This is a genomic window from Pseudarthrobacter sp. MDT1-22 (assembly GCF_054511035.1).
In genome coordinates this window covers 107,541-124,954 of record NZ_JBTNDK010000007.1, presented here as the reverse complement: position 1 = coordinate 124,954, position 17,414 = coordinate 107,541, and the positions used below count along the sequence as shown (strand labels likewise).

Annotated in this window: 21 protein-coding genes and 1 riboswitch; of the genes, 8 read left to right on the top strand and 13 right to left on the bottom strand. The window is 66.5% G+C overall.

The genetic code is table 11. The features are described from left to right. Positions 1-28: 28 nt before the first annotated feature. Positions 29-820, bottom strand: a complete 792-nt coding sequence (locus tag ACX80M_RS08030) for a lipoate--protein ligase family protein (RefSeq protein WP_459309360.1) — start codon at positions 818-820, stop codon at positions 29-31. On the opposite strand from ACX80M_RS08030, the gene ACX80M_RS08025 reads away from it, so the two are divergent. The 3 genes from ACX80M_RS08025 (at position 813) to ACX80M_RS08015 (ending at position 3,717) form a co-directional block, all read left to right on the top strand. Continuing rightward, complete coding sequence (locus ACX80M_RS08025) at positions 813-1,202, top strand: DUF2177 family protein (protein ID WP_252609580.1); 390 nt, start codon at positions 813-815, stop codon at positions 1,200-1,202. The two genes, ACX80M_RS08030 and ACX80M_RS08025, sit on opposite strands and share 8 nt — an antisense overlap. A gap of 93 nt (positions 1,203-1,295) precedes the next feature. Then, positions 1,296-2,000, top strand: coding sequence for an endonuclease/exonuclease/phosphatase family protein (locus ACX80M_RS08020; RefSeq protein ID WP_104060881.1), 705 nt, complete (start codon positions 1,296-1,298; stop codon positions 1,998-2,000). 22 nt (positions 2,001-2,022) lie between these two features. Then, the gene (locus tag ACX80M_RS08015) at positions 2,023-3,717 is read left to right on the top strand and encodes a SulP family inorganic anion transporter (RefSeq protein ID WP_252599469.1); all 1,695 of its coding nucleotides are present in this window, start codon (positions 2,023-2,025) and stop codon (positions 3,715-3,717) included. Positions 3,718-3,765: 48 nt separating this feature from the next. Here the strand turns inward: ACX80M_RS08015 and ACX80M_RS08010 are convergent, their stop codons facing one another. The 7 genes from ACX80M_RS08010 to ACX80M_RS07980 form a co-directional block, all read right to left on the bottom strand. Further along, positions 3,766-4,569 carry a thioesterase family protein gene (locus ACX80M_RS08010; RefSeq protein ID WP_252599562.1) on the bottom strand — a complete coding sequence of 268 codons (804 nt, stop codon included), beginning with the start codon at positions 4,567-4,569 and terminating at the stop codon, positions 3,766-3,768. 31 nt (positions 4,570-4,600) lie between these two features. Further along, the gene (locus tag ACX80M_RS08005; RefSeq protein ID WP_252599470.1) at positions 4,601-5,113 is read right to left on the bottom strand and encodes a DedA family protein; all 513 of its coding nucleotides are present in this window, start codon (positions 5,111-5,113) and stop codon (positions 4,601-4,603) included. 4 nt (positions 5,114-5,117) lie between these two features. After that, the gene (locus ACX80M_RS08000; protein ID WP_252599471.1) at positions 5,118-5,372 is read right to left on the bottom strand and encodes a biliverdin-producing heme oxygenase; all 255 of its coding nucleotides are present in this window, start codon (positions 5,370-5,372) and stop codon (positions 5,118-5,120) included. A 62-nt stretch (positions 5,373-5,434) separates the two neighbouring features. Then, a complete protein-coding gene (locus tag ACX80M_RS07995; protein WP_459309359.1) occupies positions 5,435-5,959 on the bottom strand; it encodes an NUDIX domain-containing protein in 525 nt (174 codons plus the stop codon). 54 nt (positions 5,960-6,013) lie between these two features. Beyond that, a complete protein-coding gene (locus ACX80M_RS07990) occupies positions 6,014-6,214 on the bottom strand; it encodes a DUF1918 domain-containing protein (RefSeq protein WP_056340407.1) in 201 nt (66 codons plus the stop codon). Positions 6,215-6,267: 53 nt separating this feature from the next. Beyond that, positions 6,268-6,828: a DNA alkylation repair protein gene (locus ACX80M_RS07985; RefSeq protein ID WP_252599473.1), complete on the bottom strand. Its 561-nt coding sequence runs from the start codon at positions 6,826-6,828 to the stop codon at positions 6,268-6,270. Then, complete coding sequence (locus ACX80M_RS07980) at positions 6,825-7,184, bottom strand: TraR/DksA family transcriptional regulator (RefSeq protein ID WP_252599474.1); 360 nt, start codon at positions 7,182-7,184, stop codon at positions 6,825-6,827. Before ACX80M_RS07980 ends, ACX80M_RS07985 begins: the two co-directional genes overlap by 4 nt. A gap of 139 nt (positions 7,185-7,323) precedes the next feature. On the opposite strand from ACX80M_RS07980, the gene ACX80M_RS07975 reads away from it, so the two are divergent. Next, on the top strand, positions 7,324-7,704 hold the full coding sequence (locus tag ACX80M_RS07975) for a cupin domain-containing protein (protein ID WP_058932317.1): 381 nt from the start codon (positions 7,324-7,326) through the stop codon (positions 7,702-7,704). A gap of 23 nt (positions 7,705-7,727) precedes the next feature. On the opposite strand, the gene ACX80M_RS07970 is transcribed toward ACX80M_RS07975, so the two are convergent. Beyond that, positions 7,728-9,020, bottom strand: a complete 1,293-nt coding sequence (locus tag ACX80M_RS07970) for an aggregation-promoting factor C-terminal-like domain-containing protein (protein ID WP_459309358.1) — start codon at positions 9,018-9,020, stop codon at positions 7,728-7,730. 214 nt (positions 9,021-9,234) lie between these two features. After that, positions 9,235-9,403, top strand: a riboswitch (cyclic di-AMP (ydaO/yuaA leader). 29 nt (positions 9,404-9,432) lie between these two features. Between ACX80M_RS07970 and ACX80M_RS07965 the strand changes: the two genes are divergently transcribed. Continuing rightward, positions 9,433-10,317 (top strand): C40 family peptidase, encoded by an 885-nt coding sequence (locus ACX80M_RS07965; protein WP_459309357.1) that lies wholly within the window; start codon positions 9,433-9,435, stop codon positions 10,315-10,317. Between the two features lie 69 nt (positions 10,318-10,386). Here ACX80M_RS07965 and ACX80M_RS07960 read toward each other — a convergent pair whose 3' ends face one another. The 3 genes from ACX80M_RS07960 to ribA form a co-directional block, all read right to left on the bottom strand. Then, positions 10,387-11,850 (bottom strand): protein adenylyltransferase SelO, encoded by a 1,464-nt coding sequence (locus tag ACX80M_RS07960; protein WP_459309356.1) that lies wholly within the window; start codon positions 11,848-11,850, stop codon positions 10,387-10,389. A gap of 125 nt (positions 11,851-11,975) precedes the next feature. Next, a complete protein-coding gene (locus tag ACX80M_RS07955; protein WP_459309355.1) occupies positions 11,976-12,953 on the bottom strand; it encodes a dienelactone hydrolase family protein in 978 nt (325 codons plus the stop codon). Positions 12,954-13,025: 72 nt separating this feature from the next. Next, positions 13,026-14,900, bottom strand: coding sequence for a GTP cyclohydrolase II RibA (gene ribA / locus ACX80M_RS07950; RefSeq protein WP_459309354.1), 1,875 nt, complete (start codon positions 14,898-14,900; stop codon positions 13,026-13,028). Positions 14,901-15,028: 128 nt separating this feature from the next. On the opposite strand from ribA, the gene ACX80M_RS07945 reads away from it, so the two are divergent. Further along, the gene (locus tag ACX80M_RS07945) at positions 15,029-15,526 is read left to right on the top strand and encodes a MarR family winged helix-turn-helix transcriptional regulator (protein ID WP_252599479.1); all 498 of its coding nucleotides are present in this window, start codon (positions 15,029-15,031) and stop codon (positions 15,524-15,526) included. A gap of 71 nt (positions 15,527-15,597) precedes the next feature. Here ACX80M_RS07945 and ACX80M_RS07940 read toward each other — a convergent pair whose 3' ends face one another. Further along, positions 15,598-16,101 (bottom strand): ANTAR domain-containing protein, encoded by a 504-nt coding sequence (locus ACX80M_RS07940; protein WP_252599480.1) that lies wholly within the window; start codon positions 16,099-16,101, stop codon positions 15,598-15,600. 67 nt (positions 16,102-16,168) lie between these two features. Between ACX80M_RS07940 and ACX80M_RS07935 the strand changes: the two genes are divergently transcribed. Together ACX80M_RS07935 and ACX80M_RS07930 are read left to right on the top strand one after the other, a co-directional pair. Next, a complete protein-coding gene (locus ACX80M_RS07935; RefSeq protein WP_252609570.1) occupies positions 16,169-16,888 on the top strand; it encodes an SDR family NAD(P)-dependent oxidoreductase in 720 nt (239 codons plus the stop codon). Between the two features lie 60 nt (positions 16,889-16,948). Beyond that, a complete protein-coding gene (locus ACX80M_RS07930) occupies positions 16,949-17,413 on the top strand; it encodes a GyrI-like domain-containing protein (protein ID WP_459309353.1) in 465 nt (154 codons plus the stop codon). Position 17,414 lies beyond the last annotated feature (1 nt).

Below are 17,414 nucleotides of genomic sequence, written 5' to 3'. Positions count from 1 at the left end.
CCGGGCCAGCCAGCCCCGCCAGCGCGGGCTACGCCTCCCGAGTGTCCAACCCTGCATAGCTGCTGAAGTCGGCGTGCCGGAGGGAGGCGTGGCCCGCGTACGCGGCAATAACAGCGTCCTGGACATCCTGGACCGTGAGGCCAGGCACGAGGTCGTTGGCCGCGCCGGCGGTGGCCGGGTCCCAATCCAGGCCCAGGGCTGCATAGCTGTCCGTCAGGACGCTGCGGATGGGGGCGGAATTTTCCACCACGATCACGGAACTGAACAGCCACCCGCCGCTCACCACGCGCTGCGCTGTGCCCACGAGCTTGATCCGGTGCGCCGGGTCGTCCGGGTGGGTGCCGTGAACGCTGAACTCCCCGGGGCAGTACTCCCCCGGAATTTCGCCAACCGCTGCCTGCACACCGACGTCCCGCAGGGACTGCGCCAGCAGCTCACCAAAGAAGCTGAACCGGCCCTTGGAACCGGCAATGGCGTCCGCATGGGGCATCACATGGTCCACCACCAGCGTGCCCTCGTGGTAGGCGGCGGCGCGTCCGCCGGCCTTCCGCACCAGGGGTTCGAATCCGTGCTCGCGGCAGGCCCGGGCGGCCGCGTCGAAGCCGGGCAGGCGGGTATCCCGCTGGCCGAAGGCAACAGTCGGCGCGGGCCGGTACAGCCGCAGCGTGGGGCCGATCCTGCCGGTCTTCGCCTGGGTCAGCAGTTCGAGGCCGAATTCCAGGTCACGTGCGGCGCCGAGGGAATGATCCTGCCGCACCACGGTGAGCGTCCGGAGTCCCGCTTCGGCGTCCTGCATATTGCTAAGCTCCCTTATGGTCATATTGCAATTCCTTGTCGTCGCGGCTGCGTTCGCGGTCATCGACGCCGTCTGGCTCAAGCTCATGAACCCGTTCTACCGCAGCCACATCGGAGACCTGCTCGCAGACAAGCCACACTTAGGTTACGCCGTGGCTTTCTATGTCATGTACATAGCGGGGATTGTCTTCTTTGCGCTGCGGCCGGCGCTCGACGGCGGCAGCTGGCTGACCGCCGTCGGCTATGGGGCCGCCCTGGGCGCCTTTGCCTACGCGACGTATGACCTGACGAATGCCGCCACGCTCAAGACGTGGCCGGTGCAGCTCATTGTTGTGGACATCCTGTGGGGTGCCGCCCTGACGGGACTGTCCACCCTCGCCGGCTGGCTGGTGTTCCGCGCCACCTGACATCCAGCGGTGTATTGCTGCACCGTCCCCCATCGGGTGGCTAAACTCAGGAACTGGGTCCACCCGCTACTCCTCAGAAGAGGTAATCCACTGATACGCGTCATTAGCTACAACCTCCGCAAGCACCAGGCCAGTGGGGAACTGGTTGATCTTGCCCAGAACTTCGGCGTCGATGCCCTGTGCCTCCAGGAGTGTGACACCTCGGACCTGCCGGACACGCTGGGTCCGCTGCAGCTCGCCGACTCCACCAAGGGCAACCGCCTTGGGCTGGCCATTTACTACCGCCCTGACCGGTTCACGGCCCACGGCACCAAGACCTTCGCGCTCAAAAAGTCCCTGCACGACATGGTCCTGGCGCCCGCCCATGAGCGCCTCATCGGCACGCGCGTGCGGGACAACGAGACCGATCACGAACTGGTTATCGCCTCGTTCCACGCCGCTCCGCTGACCGCCACCAACTCGCTGCGGCGCAACCAAATCCACGCGGCCCACGCGGAACTCCTGGGTATGGGCACCGGCCTTATGACTCTGATGGTGGGTGACTTCAACTACCCCTTCTTCACCAAGAACCTCAACGAACACATGAAGAACACCGGCTACGAACTCTCCCTCAGCGACCGCAGGACCTACACCCGCTACAAAGTATTCAAGGGCCACTTCGACTTTGCCACGTCCCTGGGACTGAACATCGAGAATGTGGAAACCCTGCCCCGCGGCGCCTCCGACCACCTGCCGATTCTGGTGACCGCCGAATATGGCCAGGATTCGACGCCGTTCCAGGAGCCCCCCGCGTCCTGATTTCACCAATTTGGAGGCCCGAGTGCGGCACGACTGGATCAACAAGGCGCTACCGGGCGTTGGTGTTGCGCGTGGCTACAAACGGTCCTGGCTGAAGTCGGACCTGGTGGCCGGGGCGGCCTTGAGCGCAGCCCTGGTGCCGGCAGGGATGGCGTACGCCGAGGCCAGCGGGCTTCCTGCGGTGAACGGGCTGTACGCCTCCGTGGTGCCCATGATCTTCTATGCCGTGTTCGGGCCATCCCGGGTTGTCATTGTGGGGCCGGACTCGGCGCTGGCCCCCATGATCGCGGCCGCCATCCTTCCGCTGGCCGGGCAGGATCCGGAGAAGGCGGTGACCATGGCCGGAGTGCTGGCCATCCTGATCGGCGTCTTCCTGATAGCCGGCCGGATCTTCAAGCTGGGGTTTGTGACCGGATTGCTGTCCCGGCCGATCCGCGTCGGGTACCTGAACGGCATCGCACTGGCCGTCACCGTCAGCCAGCTTCCGCGGCTGCTGGGGATCGATGTCTCGGCCGATGGCCTCTTTGAGCGCCTCACGTCCCTGGCGGACGCCGTCCTCAGCGGCGGTATCAATCCCATCGCCCTGGCTGTGGGTGCCGGCAGTGTGGCCGTCATTGTCGCCGGCCGTTTTCTTCCGTGGAAGGTGCCCAGCGTCCTGTTCGCGGTGGCCGGCTCCATCGCCGCAGTGGCCGTACTGGGCCTGGCCGGACAGCTGCCCATGGTGGGCGCCCTGCCGCAGGGACTCCCGGCCCCTGCGCTGGGCGGAATTGGCGTGGACGAGGTCCTGTCGCTCGTGGGCCCTGCAGCAGGCATCGCGCTGATTGCTTTTGCGGACACCTCCACTTTGTCCAAGAGCCTCGCAGCGCGACGCGGAGCGAGGGTCAACGGCAATGAGGAAATGGGGGCCTTGGGCATCGCCAACGTGGCAACCGGGGTGCTGGGCGGCTTTCCGGTGAGCGGAAGTTCCTCCCGCACCCCGATTGTGCTCGACGCCGGGGCGAAGACGCAGCTCAGCGGTGTGGTGGCAGCCTTGCTCGTAGTCCTTTTTATGGTCGCCACACCGGGGGTGACGGCTTTCCTTCCCACCGCCACGCTCGCCGCCGTGGTGATCGTGGCGGCGTCTTCGCTGGTTGACGTGCGAACGCTCGTGCGCCTCGTCAGGATGAGCCGGCTGGAGGCCCTCCTCCTGGTGGTTACATTCCTCGGCGTCGCCTTTGTAGGGGTCCTGCCGGGAATTGCCGTGGCCATTGGACTGTCCCTTCTGGCCTTTGTCCAGCGCGCCTGGGATCCCTACCGCACTGAGCTGGCCAGCGTGGCGGACGTTCCGGGCTTCCATGACCTGGACCGGCATCCCGAAGGCCGGCGGGTGGAGGGCCTGGTGATTGCCCGTTTCGATGCACCGTTGTTCTTTGCCAACGGGGAAGTGTTCGCCGAGCACATCCACGGCCTGGTGGACGCTGCGCCCTGGCCGGTGAAGTGGGTCATTGTGGCAGCCGAGCCGATCACAGGCCTTGATACGACAGCGCTGGATGAGCTCGTTCTGCTCGACGATGAACTGGCGCAGGACGGTATCAGCTTGGTCTTCGCAGAAATGAAGGGACCGATCAAGGACCGCCTGATCCGGTTCGGGGCGAGCGCACGGTTCACTGCGGACCATTTCTTCCCCACCCTGCGCAATGCGGTGCACAGCTACAAAAGCATTACCGGCGCCGACTAGTCACAGGGACAGGTAGTCACAGCGGTCCGGTAGTCACGGGCAAGGCCGTCAGGTCCGGCGAAGCGTCAGGATCTGTTCGGCACGGCCGAACGGGCCCTGAAGATCGTGCAGGACGGTGGACGTGAGGCCAATCCCGTCGGTTCCGAAGGAGACGGCGTTGTCCAAGCCAAGCCATTCGCCGTCGGGCCTGCGGTACATGTGGATCTGCAGGTCCAGGTTGGGGAACGCATAGCTGTCCTTGCCCGGCGGGACCCTGGCCGCGATCCCGTTGGCTGTGTCAACGAGGCCCATCAGGCGGGCCAGGTCGCCGCTGTCGGCTTTATCCGTCAGGGGGTGCTGCGTGCGGAGCCAGACGATGCCGGCGCCGGGCCGGTGGCCCTCGGCCACGCGCATCTCCAGGGACCGGATATAGCCGCCTGGCCAGATGGCGGCGCCGTCGAACGGTTTGCATTCATCCGGTGCCGGGATGGCAGTGTCCTCGACGGCGGCAACCGCGGACGTGTCGCTGGTGATCATCCGCCACGCGGTGGCGCGGATGGCCACCCGCCCGTTGGCTACCAGTTCTGCCTGCAGGAGCTCGATGGTCCGGCCGGGGCGGAGAGTGGTGGTTTCGATGTGGAACCCGCCGCCCGGGATCAGGCCCAGGATCTCGTAGCTCAGCCGGGCCATGCGCATGTCGGCGCGCGGCTCGTGGCGCTCCAGGCTGTCCGCCATCAGTCCGGACGCTGGCGCCATGTGCTGTTCGTGCTCGTTCCAGGCCCCTTGGGCGTGGATGGTGGAGCGGAATTGGCCGTCGCCCTGCGCCTGGTAGTAGAAATCGCCGTCGGCCAGTTCCGGGAGTGCAGCAGTCAACATTGACCCTTTCGCTTTGTTCTTGTGTGGCTCAGCCCACCCTATCCGCTGTGCCTGCCTCGGCCCGGTCGGCAGCGCTCCCCCGCGACCGGCGCCGCCGCCGTACCAGCAGCCAGGCGATAAGTCCGGCCGCTGCGGCGGCCAGCACAACAATCCCCCACGGGGAGCCGGCAGCCAGCGCCAGCCACGCCTCCACGGCGGCGAGCCCGATGGTGGCGTAGAGCAGTGCCCAGAGGATGGAACCGGCGACGGCGGCGGGAAGGTAGCGCCGCAACGGCATCTTCGCAGCGCCGGCGGCGAGGTTGACGGCGGTCTGCAGGCCGATGGTCAGGAACGAAAGCGTCACGGCGAGTGGTCCCCACCGGCGGACCAGCTCCTTCGCGTGGACGGCACGCCGGCCGTTCCAGGACGACGCGAACCGCGTGTGTTCCATGCCTGCTGCGGCTCCCCGGCCGATCCAGTACGTCGCATTCACGCGCAGCATAACAATCGCGAACAGGCTGGCTGCCGCCACGCCGAAGGGCAGATCCCGGAACTGGTCCATGGGGTCAGGCCGCAGGCTGCGGTCGGGCCCCGACGGCGAGCTGCAGGTCCGCGAAGATGCCGCCGTTGAGCCGGAAGGCGTGGGCGGCGTGCGCGAGCACCTCCTCGGTCCCGTCCTTGTCCAGCTGGGCAGTGAGGGCAGCGACGGCGGCCGCGTCCATCCTGCCCTTGAGCAGGTCGCCCATAAACGGGGACGACTCAGCTTCTTCGTGGGCCGCACTGGTGGACTGTGTGAGCAACACGGAGAGCGGGGCGGTCATGTTCTTCCTCATGCGCAGCAGGGGGTCGGAACACCATTATGGCGCACCGCACTTAGGCAACCCTAATCTCGCCCTTCCAGCATGCGCGTCCGCAGGTCCGGCCACGATTTTGCGAAACCGGGATGGAGCTCCTTCGCGTCCACCTCGTCCAACCGAACCCACTGGAGTTCGAGGCTTTCCGGATCGCTGATTACGGGCTCAAAAGGCGCGGTCACCAGCACTACAACGGTGGTGTAGGACCAGTAGCCCAAGTCCAGCACAGACTTGAAGAGGACGCTCACATCCGCGGCCGGTACCGCGGCTTCCTCGTGCGCCTCGCGGAGGGCCCCGGTGACTGCGTCCTCGCCCTGGTGCAATGCTCCGCCGGGCAGTCCCCAGGTACCACCGTTATGGCTCCACAGCGCGCGGTGCTGCAGGAGAACGCCCTTGCCGGGGTCATAAGCCAGCACGCCCGCGGCACCGAACCTGCCCCAGAACTTGCCGCCGCCGCCCTCCACCCAGGCGTCACCGGGGTCCCGCGGACCGGTCCGGGCCGGTGGAATCGTGAGGTTCGCGTCAGGGGACGTGGCAGCCAAGGAGTGATCCATTCCACCAGTCTGACAGGTGCCCGGTGGCCCGGACGCGCGGCCGCCCGCGGCGCGTCAGCCGGCCTGTCCCGCGTGACCGCGTTCGACGGCGAAATCACCGCCCGGGTACATAACGGTTTCGTGTCCGTCGTCGAACCTGACCAGGTAGGGCGGATGACCTTCCTGACCACGGACTTCCACGATCACGCCGTGCCGGTCCGAAGATCCGACGGTCCTCCCCCGGACGATAATCCTGTCGCCCTGCGCTGCCTCCATGGCAATCACCTCCAAGCCCCAGAGTACGACTGACGGGGACCGGGGAACAGGGGTCAGTCGCGTTCCGCGTCGCGGTTCCCGGAAATGCGCTGCAGGTCGGGTCCCTGAGACGCGATGAGCCGGGCAGCGTGGCGAAGCGAATCGTCGGGGTCCTGGTGCCAGCGGGTGATGACGACGTCGGCGCGCTGGCGGCCGCTTTCGCCCAGTCCCTGCAGCAACGGAACCACAACGTCGGCAATCAGTGGGTCCACCAGCTCACCGGTCTGCGCGGTTCTGATGAAGCCCTCCAGCCGGGTCAGGTCAGAGTGGCGGAGGAGGGCAACCCGGGACTGCAGCAGCACCACGGCCGCGAGCCGCCTTTCATAGACCGGCCGCCTGCCGGGACCGGGCCGGCCCCAGAGGAGAGATGCCAAAGCGGTCACCTCGTCGTGGCCAAGATCCTTGAATTTCGTGCCGGCGTCGCGGACGGTGCCGCGTACGGCTCCCACCGACGATCCGTAGGACCCAAGTGCCCCGCCCACCCGGGACTCCACGCCTTCCGCCCGGTACCAGGCGCCCTCATTCTGCAGGGTGGCATCGATGAAGCCGGCAGCCTCCTGCACACGCCCGTTCACAGCACCCTCCCGGTGGCCGCGTGGAGGATGCAGAACGGCGTCGACGGGCGGGCTTCGAGCCGTCCCTCCGCGATGGGGTCCCCGCACACGGCGCACGTTCCGTACGTGCCCGCCGCAATCCGCGCCAGGGCCGCATCCACCTGGTCAAGTCCCGCACTGCTCTGCTTCAGGAGCGCCGAGGCCTGCGACAGCTCGAACGCAATGGTGGAACCCTCGGGGTCGTGTTCGTCATCCACGTTGGAATCCTGGCGTGCGGCGTTCGCCGAGGAGATGTCCGCACGGAGCGCGGGGAGCAGCTCGAGTTTCCGGGCGCGCTCTTCTTCCAGCAGGACCCGGAACCGTTCAAAATCGGGCATGGGAAAAGCCTAGTGGTTTGGGTCTCGACAAGCGCCGCCGGCGGGAGGATGCTGGCAAGCGTAAGCGCCTCAGATGTGGTCTGGCAGCCAGGGACAGAAAGCTGCCGGACACAAAACCAACAGAGAAAGTCTGCGTGTCATGCCTACAAACATCGTCACAGAACTGGCAGTCAAGTCCCACAACACACCGGATGAGAAGCGCCGGCCGGAGAAAACCGAAGTGGATGTCGTCAACCTGGGCGACTACACGGTCGGCCGGTTGACGTTCAGTCCCGGCTGGCGCTGGTCGGACTGCATCAAGCCGGTGGTCCAGACCGAGTCCTGCCAGAACAACCACGTCGGATACTGCGTTTCCGGTGCCCTCAACGTCGAGACCACCGGTGGCAACCGGATCAGCATCAGCGCCGGCGATTCGTACACCATTCCACCCGGGCATGACGCCTGGGTGGACGGCGACGAAGCCTTCGTCGGCATTGAATTCTTCAGCGCCGCGGAATTCGCCAAGCCCCCGGGAACGTGACCCGGCTGCCCTCCCCCGGCAGGTCAGTACCAGTTGTTGGCCACGGAATGGTTCCACGCGCTGCACGGTGACCCGTAGCGGTCAGCGATATAGGACAGGCCCCAACTGACCTGGGTCCGGTAGCTCGTGAGCCAGTCGCTGCCGGCGCTGGCATACTTGCTGGCCGGCAGCGACTGGGCGATGCCGTATGCGCCCGAGTACGGGTTGGTGGCGGTGGTCAGCCAGTTCGACTCCTTGGTCCACAGCGACGCCAGGCACGGAAACTGGTCCTGGCCCCAGCCGTAGGCGCCCAACTGCCCGGCCGCGTAGGTTTTTGCGCCGGCGGGGTCGTTCACAGCGCCGCCCGGCACGGAAGGCACGACGACGACGGGCGGCGGGACCGGCGTCGGGCTCGGGACTGGAGGCGGGGCGGGCACTCCCGGTACAGCAGGTGGGGCCGGAGCCGGTTTCTGCGCGGCGGCGAGTGCAGCTGCCTTGGCTGCCGCCTCCGCCTGTTGGCGCGCCTGTTCCTGGGCCGTGGCCCGTTTGGCGGCCTGCGCCGTTTCGTACGCGGCCAAGGCCACCTGGCCCTGCCGGAACTCACCCTCCACCGCAGCGGTGGTGCCCTTGAGGGAGGCCAGCTGCGCGGTCAGTTCCTGGCCGTGCTCCTGCTGCTCCGCGATCTGCCGGGACATGGCCTGCTGGGCGGACTGGGCGGCGTCGAGCTTGGTCCGGGCTTCGCCGTACAGTCGCTCGCGTTCGGCCCTGGCTGCCTGCTCCTGATCGGCCAGGGCGCGGGAAATGCGTTCGGCGGCTGCGGATTTGTTCACCAGGGCTGCAGTCTTGTCGCTGACGATCTGGACGATATTCAGGCCTTGGATGCTGTTGTTCTGCACGGCGTCGAGAGCAACGAAGAAACCCATGTTTGTGCCACCGGTCTTATACGACTGCGCCGCCAGGGCACCGATTTCCTTCTTGTACTGTCCCAGTTCGGCCGCGGCGCGTGCCGTCTGGGCGGTCAGGGCATCCACAGTGGAAGTGGCGGCCTGAAGCGCCGCTTCGGCCTGGGCGTACTCCGCGGCGGATGTCACGGCCGCATTGCCCAGCGCCTCCGCTTCGGCCTGAAGCCCGCCCAGCAGCCCGTTGATCCTGGTGACCTCTGCCGCTTTGCCGGCCTCGCTTTGCTTGGCGTTCTGCACGTCCTGCCACGAGGGATAGCCGCCGGGCGGGGCGTCGTCGGCGGCATGTGAGGGCAGCAGCGCAGCCGACCCTACCAGGGCGACCGCCAGCATGCCGGCGAGGGCGGGCAGCCGCATTTTTTGAACAATCCGGGACATAGTTGGTGAGCTTACCGGGCATATACGGATTACGGGGGTTGACCTGCAACATCGTTACCAGGGAGTAGAGAATTCGCGCTGATGTACGAGTGAATTTCACTCCTACATTCCGTTACCGGAATGTGACATTGCCGCCGAGCAGAAGTTATGGTCAAACGGTGGCCCGGCTCAAGCCGGACCATTCCCGCCAGTATGCCGAGCCCTGCCGCTGACCGGGATCCAGTCGCTTTCCAGCTGGCAGGGACGGGGGAACCACGTTTCCACGGCTTCTTGCGAAGCCTTGGGGTTAAGTCGGTATCGCTCCGTTCAGTGCGGCGCCGCTACCGGCCGGGTATCTCCGACCCGAACCCGACAGCTCACCCCGCAGGCATGGGAGAGGCTCACCCCGCAGGCATGGGAGAGGCGATCAACCGTGTCCAAGAATTCCGCTTCCGCACGCCATCGTGTGGTTTCTGCCAGCTCTACCGTCCCTGTCGGCCTGTCGTCAACGGCCAAAGCACACGCCCTGACGTTTGGCCGTCCGGCCCTGGTGGCTGTTGCTGCATCCGGCCTGCTGTTCGGCATCGGCGTCCCGGCTCAGGCCGGCGTCCACGGCCCGGATGATGCCGGGACTGCCAACGCCCAGGTCCAAACAAGTGCGGCGGTAGCGGCCCCAGCCGCCACTGCTCAGGCCGCTGCTGCTCCGGCACCGGCCGCGGCCAACGTTCACACCGTCGTTTCGGGTGACACGCTGGGCCAGATTTCCGCCACCAACGGCGTCCCGCTCAACGACGTCCTTGCCGCCAATGGACTCTCGCTGACCACCATCATCTACCCCGGCGACCAGATCCGGATCCCCGGCGCCGGCTACACGGCACCGGGCGCCGCACCGGCTCCGGCGGCGAAGGCCGCAGCGGCGCCGTCCTCCGCCACCAACACCGGTATACAGCTGGCCTCAACGTCCGCACCGGCAGCCCAGGCTCCGGCCGGCTCGCTCGGCGCGGCCATCCTGGCTTCGGCCACTTCACAGCTCGGCGTGCAGCAGGACTGCACCGCCATGGTGGAGAAGGCGCTGCGCTCGGTGGGTAAGAGCGTGGGTGACCTGGCTCCCGGCCAGTTCTACCAGTACGGCACGGTGGTGGGCACCCCGGCCGCAGGGGATCTGGTCATCACGGCCGGCCATGTGGGCGTCTACGCCGGCCATGTGGGCGTCTACGCCGGCAACGGCCAGGTAGTCAGCGGCGGGGTGGACGGTTACAAAACCGAAGTCCACTCCCTCAGCTGGCTCGCCGGAGCGTCCTTCGTCCGCGTAGCGTGATCCGACCATGCTCGACGGCGGCGGGCGGCACCCGGCCGCGCGCCGCCGTCGTCCATCCCTGGTGTTCGCTCAGGTCCCGCAGAAGGTCCGGTAGCTCCCGAAGTCTTCAGGGGCGGGGCCGGCGTAGCGTTCCAGCCCGGGGCGCTGCGTGTACGGATCGGCCAGGACGTCCACCAACCGGTTGAATGGGTCCAGGTCGCCTGCGATAGCAGAGTCCAGAGCCTCTTCAACCAGGTGGTTCCTGGGGATGTAGACGGGGTTGACCCGGTCCATCAGGTCCGCGTCCGGCGCCAGGGCCAGCCACCGTGCGGCCCAGGCGTCGAAGACGCCCGGGTCCGCAAACATGGACCGCGCAGTTTCCGGGGTCCCGCGGGCCGCCGAGCCGAGGCTCCGGAAGAAGGAGGTGTAATCCACCTGGCCTTCCTGGAGCAGCGCCAACACGCCGTCCACCAGGGGCGACGCGACGTCGTCGTGCGTGTCCGGGCGCAGCCCAAGCTTGGACTTCATGCCGGCTGACCAGGCAGCGCTGTACAGCGTGCGGAAGGCGCCGAGGGATTCAACGGCGAGCGCCACGGCCTGGTCCTGGTCTTCATGGAACAGGGGCAGGAGTGCTTCGGCGAGCCGGGTGAGGTTCCACTCGGCAATGACCTGCTGGTTGGCGTAGGCGTAGCGTCCGTCCGCGTCGATGGAGCTATAGACCGCGCCGGGGTTGAAGGCGTCCATAAACGCGCAGGGACCGTAGTCGATGGTCTCGCCGGAGATGGCCATGTTGTCGGTGTTCATCACGCCATGGACGAAGCCCACCAGCATCCAGTGCGCCACCAGGGACGCCTGCGCGGCTATGACCGCCTCGAAGAACGCGAGATAGGGCTTGTCGGCGAGCGCCGCGTCGGGGTAATGGCGGCTGATGGCATGATCGGCCAGGCGGCGGAGAAGGTCCGTCTCGCCGTTGACGCGGGCGAACTGGAAGCTGCCAACGCGCAAGTGGCTGCTGGCCACCCGGGTGAGCACGGCGCCGGGCAGCATGGTTTCGCGGCGGACGGGCCGGCCCGTGGCCACCACGGCGAGGGACCTCGTGGTGGGGATGCCCATGGCGTGCATGGCTTCGCTGACGATGTACTCGCGCAGCATGGGACCGACGACGGCGAGACCGTCACCTGCGCGGGCGAACGGTGTCCGGCCGGAGCCCTTGAGGTGGATGTCCCGAAGCTGCCCGTGGATGTCCGTGACCTCACCCAGCAGGAGGGCCCGCCCGTCGCCGAGCAGGGGTGAGTAGCCGCCGAACTGGTGGCCGGCATAGGCCTGGGCCACCGGTGTGGCACCGTCAGGAATCTGGTTGCCGATGAGCAACCGGGTCCCCTTGGGCGTCCGCAGCGAGGACGGGTCCAGGCCCAGTTCGCCGGCCAACGGCTCGTTCAGGACCAGCAGCTGCGGGTCTGGCGCTTCTTCCGCCTGCCAGGGAACCGCCAGCTCCTCGAGTTCGCGGGCGAAACGCCCGTCGAAGGTGAGCGTTAGTGGGATTGCGGTGCTCATCCTTCAAGACTACCCGCGGCCGCGGGTGAGTGCCCCGCCCTCCCAACTGAGTAGCGCTATCTGTCGTTCTGGAGGCTCAAAACGTCAGATAGCGCTACTCAGATCAGCCGTGCTGGCGTCGCCCCTCAGACGTGCTGTCCGAACCAGGCGAGGGTGTCGTTCCAGGCAGCCGTGGCCTGGGTTTCGTTGTAGCGCTCGCCGGTGTCGTTGTGGAAGGCATGGTCCACGCCGGGGTAAACGGTGAGCTGGTGCGTCACCGTGGTGGCGTCCAGGGCATCGCGGAGGCCCGGCATCGCGCCGGTGATCCGCGCGTCGCGTTCGGCATAAACCCCGAACACCGCGGCCTTGATGGCCGGCACCTTGTTCAGGTCCGGCGCCGGACCATAGCACGCCGCGGTGGCCTTCAGCCCGGCCAGCTCGGTTGCCGCCTGCCAGGTAATGCCGCCGCCGAAACAGTACCCGTTCATGGCGATGCGTCCGGAGTCCACGAAGTCCTGGCCCTGAAGGTAGTCAAAGGCCGCCGCGAAGTCAGCAACATGGCGTGGGGCGCCAGCGCTGGTCAGTGCACCCGACACGGCGTCGGAGTCAAGGCTGGCGGTGCCGCCTTCCCTGCTGAGCAGGTCAAGGGCCAGCGCCGTGTACCCGGCTTTGGCAAAGCGGCGGGCAACGTCCTGGATGTGCGGGGTCAGGCCGCGGTTCTCGTGGCAGACCAGCACCGCAGGGCCGGCTGCTCCGGATTCGGGCCGGGCGAGGTACCCACTGATCTCGGTTCTTTCGGCCGGGAACCGCACGGTCGCCGTCGTCAGCCCCGCGGCGCCCTCCGGGACGGAGAGCGGACTTTTGGCCCCCGGAACAGCACCGGCAGAAGCGGTGCCGGTGCCCGCCGTCGACGATGACGGCGTGGGTGTAGGCATGGGGTCCGTGCTGCGTGGGACTTCCTCGGGTGTGCATCCGACGAGCAGCATCGCGCCCGATGCCGCCGCCATGCTTCCCATGATGAATGCGACCCGGCGGGTGAAGGTGCGGTGCGTCATTGCGCCGGCGCGGTAGTCGTCGAAGAATTCCTCGATCAGGTACCGTTCAAACTTTCCAAGCTGGACCATGGTTGGCCTCCTCGAGTGAGGGTCATATCCTTCTCCGAAGCCGGCGGTCCTGCAAGGGTCCCATGCGCCCGGTCAGAACTGCTCCGCCGGGATGGAAAACCCGAGGTCCAGGAGTCCGCGGCCTGCCTGTTCCAGGATCGGATCCATGGTCAGGGAGGCGTGGTTGAGCAGTACATTGACATCGCGTTGGATCCGCTGGAGTGGGTGCGTCAGCCGGTGAACACTCCCTCCGGAGCCCGTCAGGATGAGGCGGACAGCCTCGGCGGATGCCGCGCCACTGAGACCGAGGGAAAGCCGGTACTGTGCCCGCTCCTCATCCGTGAAAGCGACCGGCCGCCGGCCGTAGGAAGCGGCCACCACCCGGACAGCTTCCTGCCAGTGCAGCCGCGCAGTCGCCACCTGCCCGAAGGCCTGCGAGAACCGGGCCTGCGCGAGCGGCGAATCCGCCTGCCGCGCCTGCGTTGTCTGCTTGACCTTGCGCACCATCATCAGGTCCCGGAACACCTCGATGGCGTGCTCAGCGGCCCCCAAAGCAGCTGCCGGGGCAACCATGTTCAGGAACGTGGCCATGGGGATGTGGATGTTCGGATCCGGATGGATGCGGCTGCCGGGGTTGTCCGCGGCGGCCAGGAGGTTCCACTCCAGAGCGCGGTGCGCTGGGACAAAGAGATTCTCCGTCCGGAGATCGTTGCTTCCTGTCCCCCGCAGGCCGGCCGTGTGCCAGACGTCCAGGAGGTCAAGATCGGACACCGGGACCAGGCACTGTAGGCGGATCTCGCCGTGCTGCACAGCCAGGAGCGCCCACTCAGAATGCATGACACCGGAGGCGAAGCTCCAGCGGCCCGAGATAATGAACCCGCCGGGAACCTTCTCTGCTTTACCTGGAGGGGCGCCGGTGGCGGCAGCCAAGGGCGCCGGCCCGTTGGCGAAGACTTCATCCTGGGCTTCCTGCGGCCAGCGGGCCAGCATCCAGACATGTTCCACCAGGTGCCCGACGCTCCACGCCGTGGAGACACATCCCTGGGCGAGGTGGCGGACCACCTCCACGTAGGTTTCCAGCCCCATGCCGAAGCCGCCCACGGCCTTAGGCGCGAGCATCTGAAATACGCCCGCCGCCTTCAGTTCAGCCATGGTGGCTTCCGGAATACGGCGGATCTCCTCGGTTTCAGATGCGCGTTCCCGCAGCCGGGGAACGAGGGCATCCACCCGGGCTAGCAGCTCGTCGTGCGTCGGAACTGCCACAGCCGCCGCGGTCGGCATCACGGCCGGGAGCACCTCTTCGGGAAGCTCAATGGTGTGCGCTGTATGGCTGCGCTTCGCGGCCAGGTAGCGGTGGTTCGCCTCCGAGAGGTGCACGCCGGTGGGGACCTGCTCCGAGACGTCAACGCCGAGGGCCGTCAGCTGCCCTACTTTGTCCGGGTTGTTGGTGAGGAGGCGGATCCGGCCGGCGCCAAGCGCTCCGAGCATCTGGGCGGCGGCGCTGTAGTCCCGCTCGTCCTCGCCGCGACCCAGGGCAACGTTGGCTTCGTAGGTATCCAGGCCGGTGTCCTGCAGGGCATAGGCGTCGAGCTTGGAGTACAGGCCGATGCCACGCCCTTCCTGCCGGAGGTACAGCAGGAAGCCCCCGACGGCGGCAATCTCCTCGACTGCCTCGCGCAGCTGGGGTCCGCAGTCGCAGCGCTCGCTGCCGAACACGTCGCCGGTGAGGCACTCGCTGTGCAGTCGGACCAGCGGGGCCGTACCTTCCGGGCCCTGGTCCAGGAGCGTCTGCTCCCATTCGCCGAGCGCGAGCAGCAGGTGCTCCTTACCGTCGGCCAGCCCATGGAACGTCATGATCTCGGCTGTGGCCGCGAAGCCATCAGGGAAGCGCAGCGGGACGGTGACCTGGCTGCGGACGGCGGCCGGTTGTTCGAATGGCCGCGCGACGGTCTCGGACATGACGGTCATCTGGGCTCCTCAGGAAGTCTGAAAGTACTTGAATGTTGAAGTAAACAGTACTGGTCATAAGTTCACGACGCAAGTGATTTGCCGGACATAAAACTTCACTCATGAAGTAAATGCCTTAGGCTTGCCCTATGGAAAATTCCGTCGAACCCCGCTGGCTGAGCAGGGATGAACGTGAGGTGTGGCTGACCCTCGTGGGCATCATGATGAAGCTCCCCGCCGCCCTGGACTCCCAGCTGCAGCAGGACGCCGGGATAAGCCACTTTGAGTACATGGTCCTTGCCGGCCTGTCTGAAGCTCCGGAACGAACCCGCCGGATGAGTGACCTGGCGGGCTTCACCGAGTCCGGACTCCCCCGCCTGTCCCAGGTTGTCAGCCGGCTTGAAAAGCGGGGCTGGGTTCACCGCTCCACGGATCCTTCCGACGGACGCATCACCCTGGCCACACTCACCGACGAGGGCTGGGCGAAGATTACCCAAACCGCTCCGGGGCACGTGGAAGCAGTCCGAGCGCTCGTGTTCGATCCCCTCACGAAGGCGCAGTCGCGCCAGCTGGCGAGCATCGGCAAGCGCATCATGGGCGCTATCGACCCAGAGGACCGCTGCCTGCGTGAAAGCGCCCCGCTCTGAGAAACTTGATCCGGAGCGCAAAGAGCCCCCGGCCTCTGCCGATTAACAGGAACTGCCGCCATTCAGGTAGGTCAGTGGTCGAAATGGATCCGTACGGGGTGGGGCTCGTCGGCCGCGGCAACAATCTCGGCCGCCAAATCGCGGATACTGACGTTGCGGGTCCGTGATGCACGGAAGAGCCACTCAAGCGCATCATCGTAGCTGCACCGTTCCTGGCCGATGATGACACCCAGCGCGAGATCTGTCGGCGTCCGCGAAGCCATGGCCGCCCCAAGGTTCTCCTCCGTTTCCTGCAGTGACACGATCCGGAGGACGAGGCGCAGTCCCTTCGACGCCTCCGCAGCCAAGGAATGGGCTGCTTCCATGGCGTCCCGGCCGAATCCGTGCGGCCTGGAGCTGTAGAAGATCATTCCTGCGCTGGCCTCGCCCTCCAGGTGCATCCGCAACGCCAGGAGCGACAGCACCTTCTCGCGCCGGGCGGCTTCGACGAAGCTGGGCCATCGCTCCCCGGACCTCAGGTCCGTGACCGTGACAATTCCTACTTCCAGCTGGCGGCTTGGGAGGCGCTGTGGCATCGGGCCTTGCACGTGAGGGTGCCTTGGTGGTCGTGGCGGGGCGATCAACAACCCGGCGAGCGCGGCGATGGCGGGCATCCGCCGGCACGTTCCGGGCGCCAAACTTGAACCACTGGTCTGTGACCTCTCAGACCAGTCCTCGATCCAGGCGGCGGCGGCGGACTTCCTGTCCCGCCACGACCGGCTCGACGTGCTGGTCAACGCAGCGGGCGTGTTCCGCAAGGAGCGTCAGGTAACCCGCGATGGAATAGAACTGACCTTCGCCACTAATGTGATGGCGTACTTCCTCCTGACGAACCTGCTGCTGGACGCGCTCACGCACCGCGCAGCCGCACCACCCAGCAATCCCCGCATCGTCAACATCGCGTCCCGGTATGGCAATTCCAGGCTGAACTTCGACGACCTCCAGACGGCAAGCGGCAAGTACAGCTACCTTCGCTCGACGCCGCCCACAATGCTGGCCCGGGTTCTGCTCACGCAGGAGTTCGCTGAGCGTCTGCGCGGCTCAGGCGTGGTCGCCAATGCCGTCCATCCTGGACTGGTCAAGAACACGACGCTGCTGCAGGACGTCGGGGGCCCATTCCGCTGGATCACGAACACGTTCGGAGCACCCGCAGAAAAGGCCGCGGATACACCGCTCTGGCTCGCCACGTCACGCGAAACAGCGGGAGTCTCCGGAAAGCTATGGGCCAAGCGCAAGGAGCTCCCGACGCCCGGAATGGGATCGGACCCCGAAGCCCGGAAGCGCTTGTGGGACGCGTGCGCGCACCTGGCCGGGATGCCCTGACGTTGAGCCTGTTGGAGCAGGCTTCAGGATCAAGTAGCCGAGTGCAACACCATCAAGTGGTTGTATGCAGTCATCGACCCCATGAAGCCTTTCGCCAGAAAGCAAATGGGCAAGCACTTCGTGGAACCACCGCTCGAAGGCCTCTGGTGGGCGGACGATATCCAGGACTTCATCCGCGGAAACCGAGACAAACTGAACTGGCGGATGATGATCGTCTTTGAACCGGGCTGGCTGACGGCGGCGATGTTTGAGGATGCCGTCGATAAGGCGAAAGCAAGCATGGGTGAACCGCCGGCCAGCCTGCGGATCGAAAGCCTTTACGAAGGCCTGTGCGCCCAGATCATGCACGTGGGGCCGAACAGTGGGGAAGTGCCGACCCTTGCCAGGCTGCACAGTAAGTTCCTGCCCGCCCATAACCTGGTTCCAAACGGGAACCACCACGAGATCTACCTGGACGACCCCAAGCGAGTGCCTCCGGGGAAGCTAAGGACTGTGCTGCGCCAGCCAGTACGTCCATCCGGATAGG

Bases quoted from the DNA above. Each gene is read 5' to 3' on its own strand.
- ACX80M_RS07940 (WP_252599480.1), bottom strand. From the start codon at position 16,101: ATGCCACAGCGCCTCCCAAGCCGCCAGCTGGAAGTAGGAATTGTCACG.
- ribA (WP_459309354.1), bottom strand. From the start codon at position 14,900: ATGACCGTCATGTCCGAGACCGTCGCGCGGCCATTCGAACAACCGGCC.
- ACX80M_RS08000 (WP_252599471.1), bottom strand. From the start codon at position 5,372: ATGACCGCCCCGCTCTCCGTGTTGCTCACACAGTCCACCAGTGCGGCC.
- ACX80M_RS07995 (WP_459309359.1), bottom strand. From the start codon at position 5,959: ATGGATCACTCCTTGGCTGCCACGTCCCCTGACGCGAACCTCACGATT.
- ACX80M_RS07935 (WP_252609570.1), top strand. From the start codon at position 16,169: ATGGCGGGCATCCGCCGGCACGTTCCGGGCGCCAAACTTGAACCACTG.
- ACX80M_RS08005 (WP_252599470.1), bottom strand. From the start codon at position 5,113: ATGGACCAGTTCCGGGATCTGCCCTTCGGCGTGGCGGCAGCCAGCCTG.
- ACX80M_RS07945 (WP_252599479.1), top strand. From the start codon at position 15,029: ATGGAAAATTCCGTCGAACCCCGCTGGCTGAGCAGGGATGAACGTGAG.
- ACX80M_RS07955 (WP_459309355.1), bottom strand. From the start codon at position 12,953: ATGGTCCAGCTTGGAAAGTTTGAACGGTACCTGATCGAGGAATTCTTC.
- ACX80M_RS07975 (WP_058932317.1), top strand. From the start codon at position 7,324: ATGCCTACAAACATCGTCACAGAACTGGCAGTCAAGTCCCACAACACA.
- ACX80M_RS08030 (WP_459309360.1), bottom strand. From the start codon at position 820: ATGACCATAAGGGAGCTTAGCAATATGCAGGACGCCGAAGCGGGACTC.
- ACX80M_RS07990 (WP_056340407.1), bottom strand. From the start codon at position 6,214: ATGGAGGCAGCGCAGGGCGACAGGATTATCGTCCGGGGGAGGACCGTC.
- ACX80M_RS07980 (WP_252599474.1), bottom strand. From the start codon at position 7,184: ATGCCCGATTTTGAACGGTTCCGGGTCCTGCTGGAAGAAGAGCGCGCC.
- ACX80M_RS08025 (WP_252609580.1), top strand. From the start codon at position 813: ATGGTCATATTGCAATTCCTTGTCGTCGCGGCTGCGTTCGCGGTCATC.
- ACX80M_RS07960 (WP_459309356.1), bottom strand. From the start codon at position 11,850: ATGAGCACCGCAATCCCACTAACGCTCACCTTCGACGGGCGTTTCGCC.
- ACX80M_RS07970 (WP_459309358.1), bottom strand. From the start codon at position 9,020: ATGTCCCGGATTGTTCAAAAAATGCGGCTGCCCGCCCTCGCCGGCATG.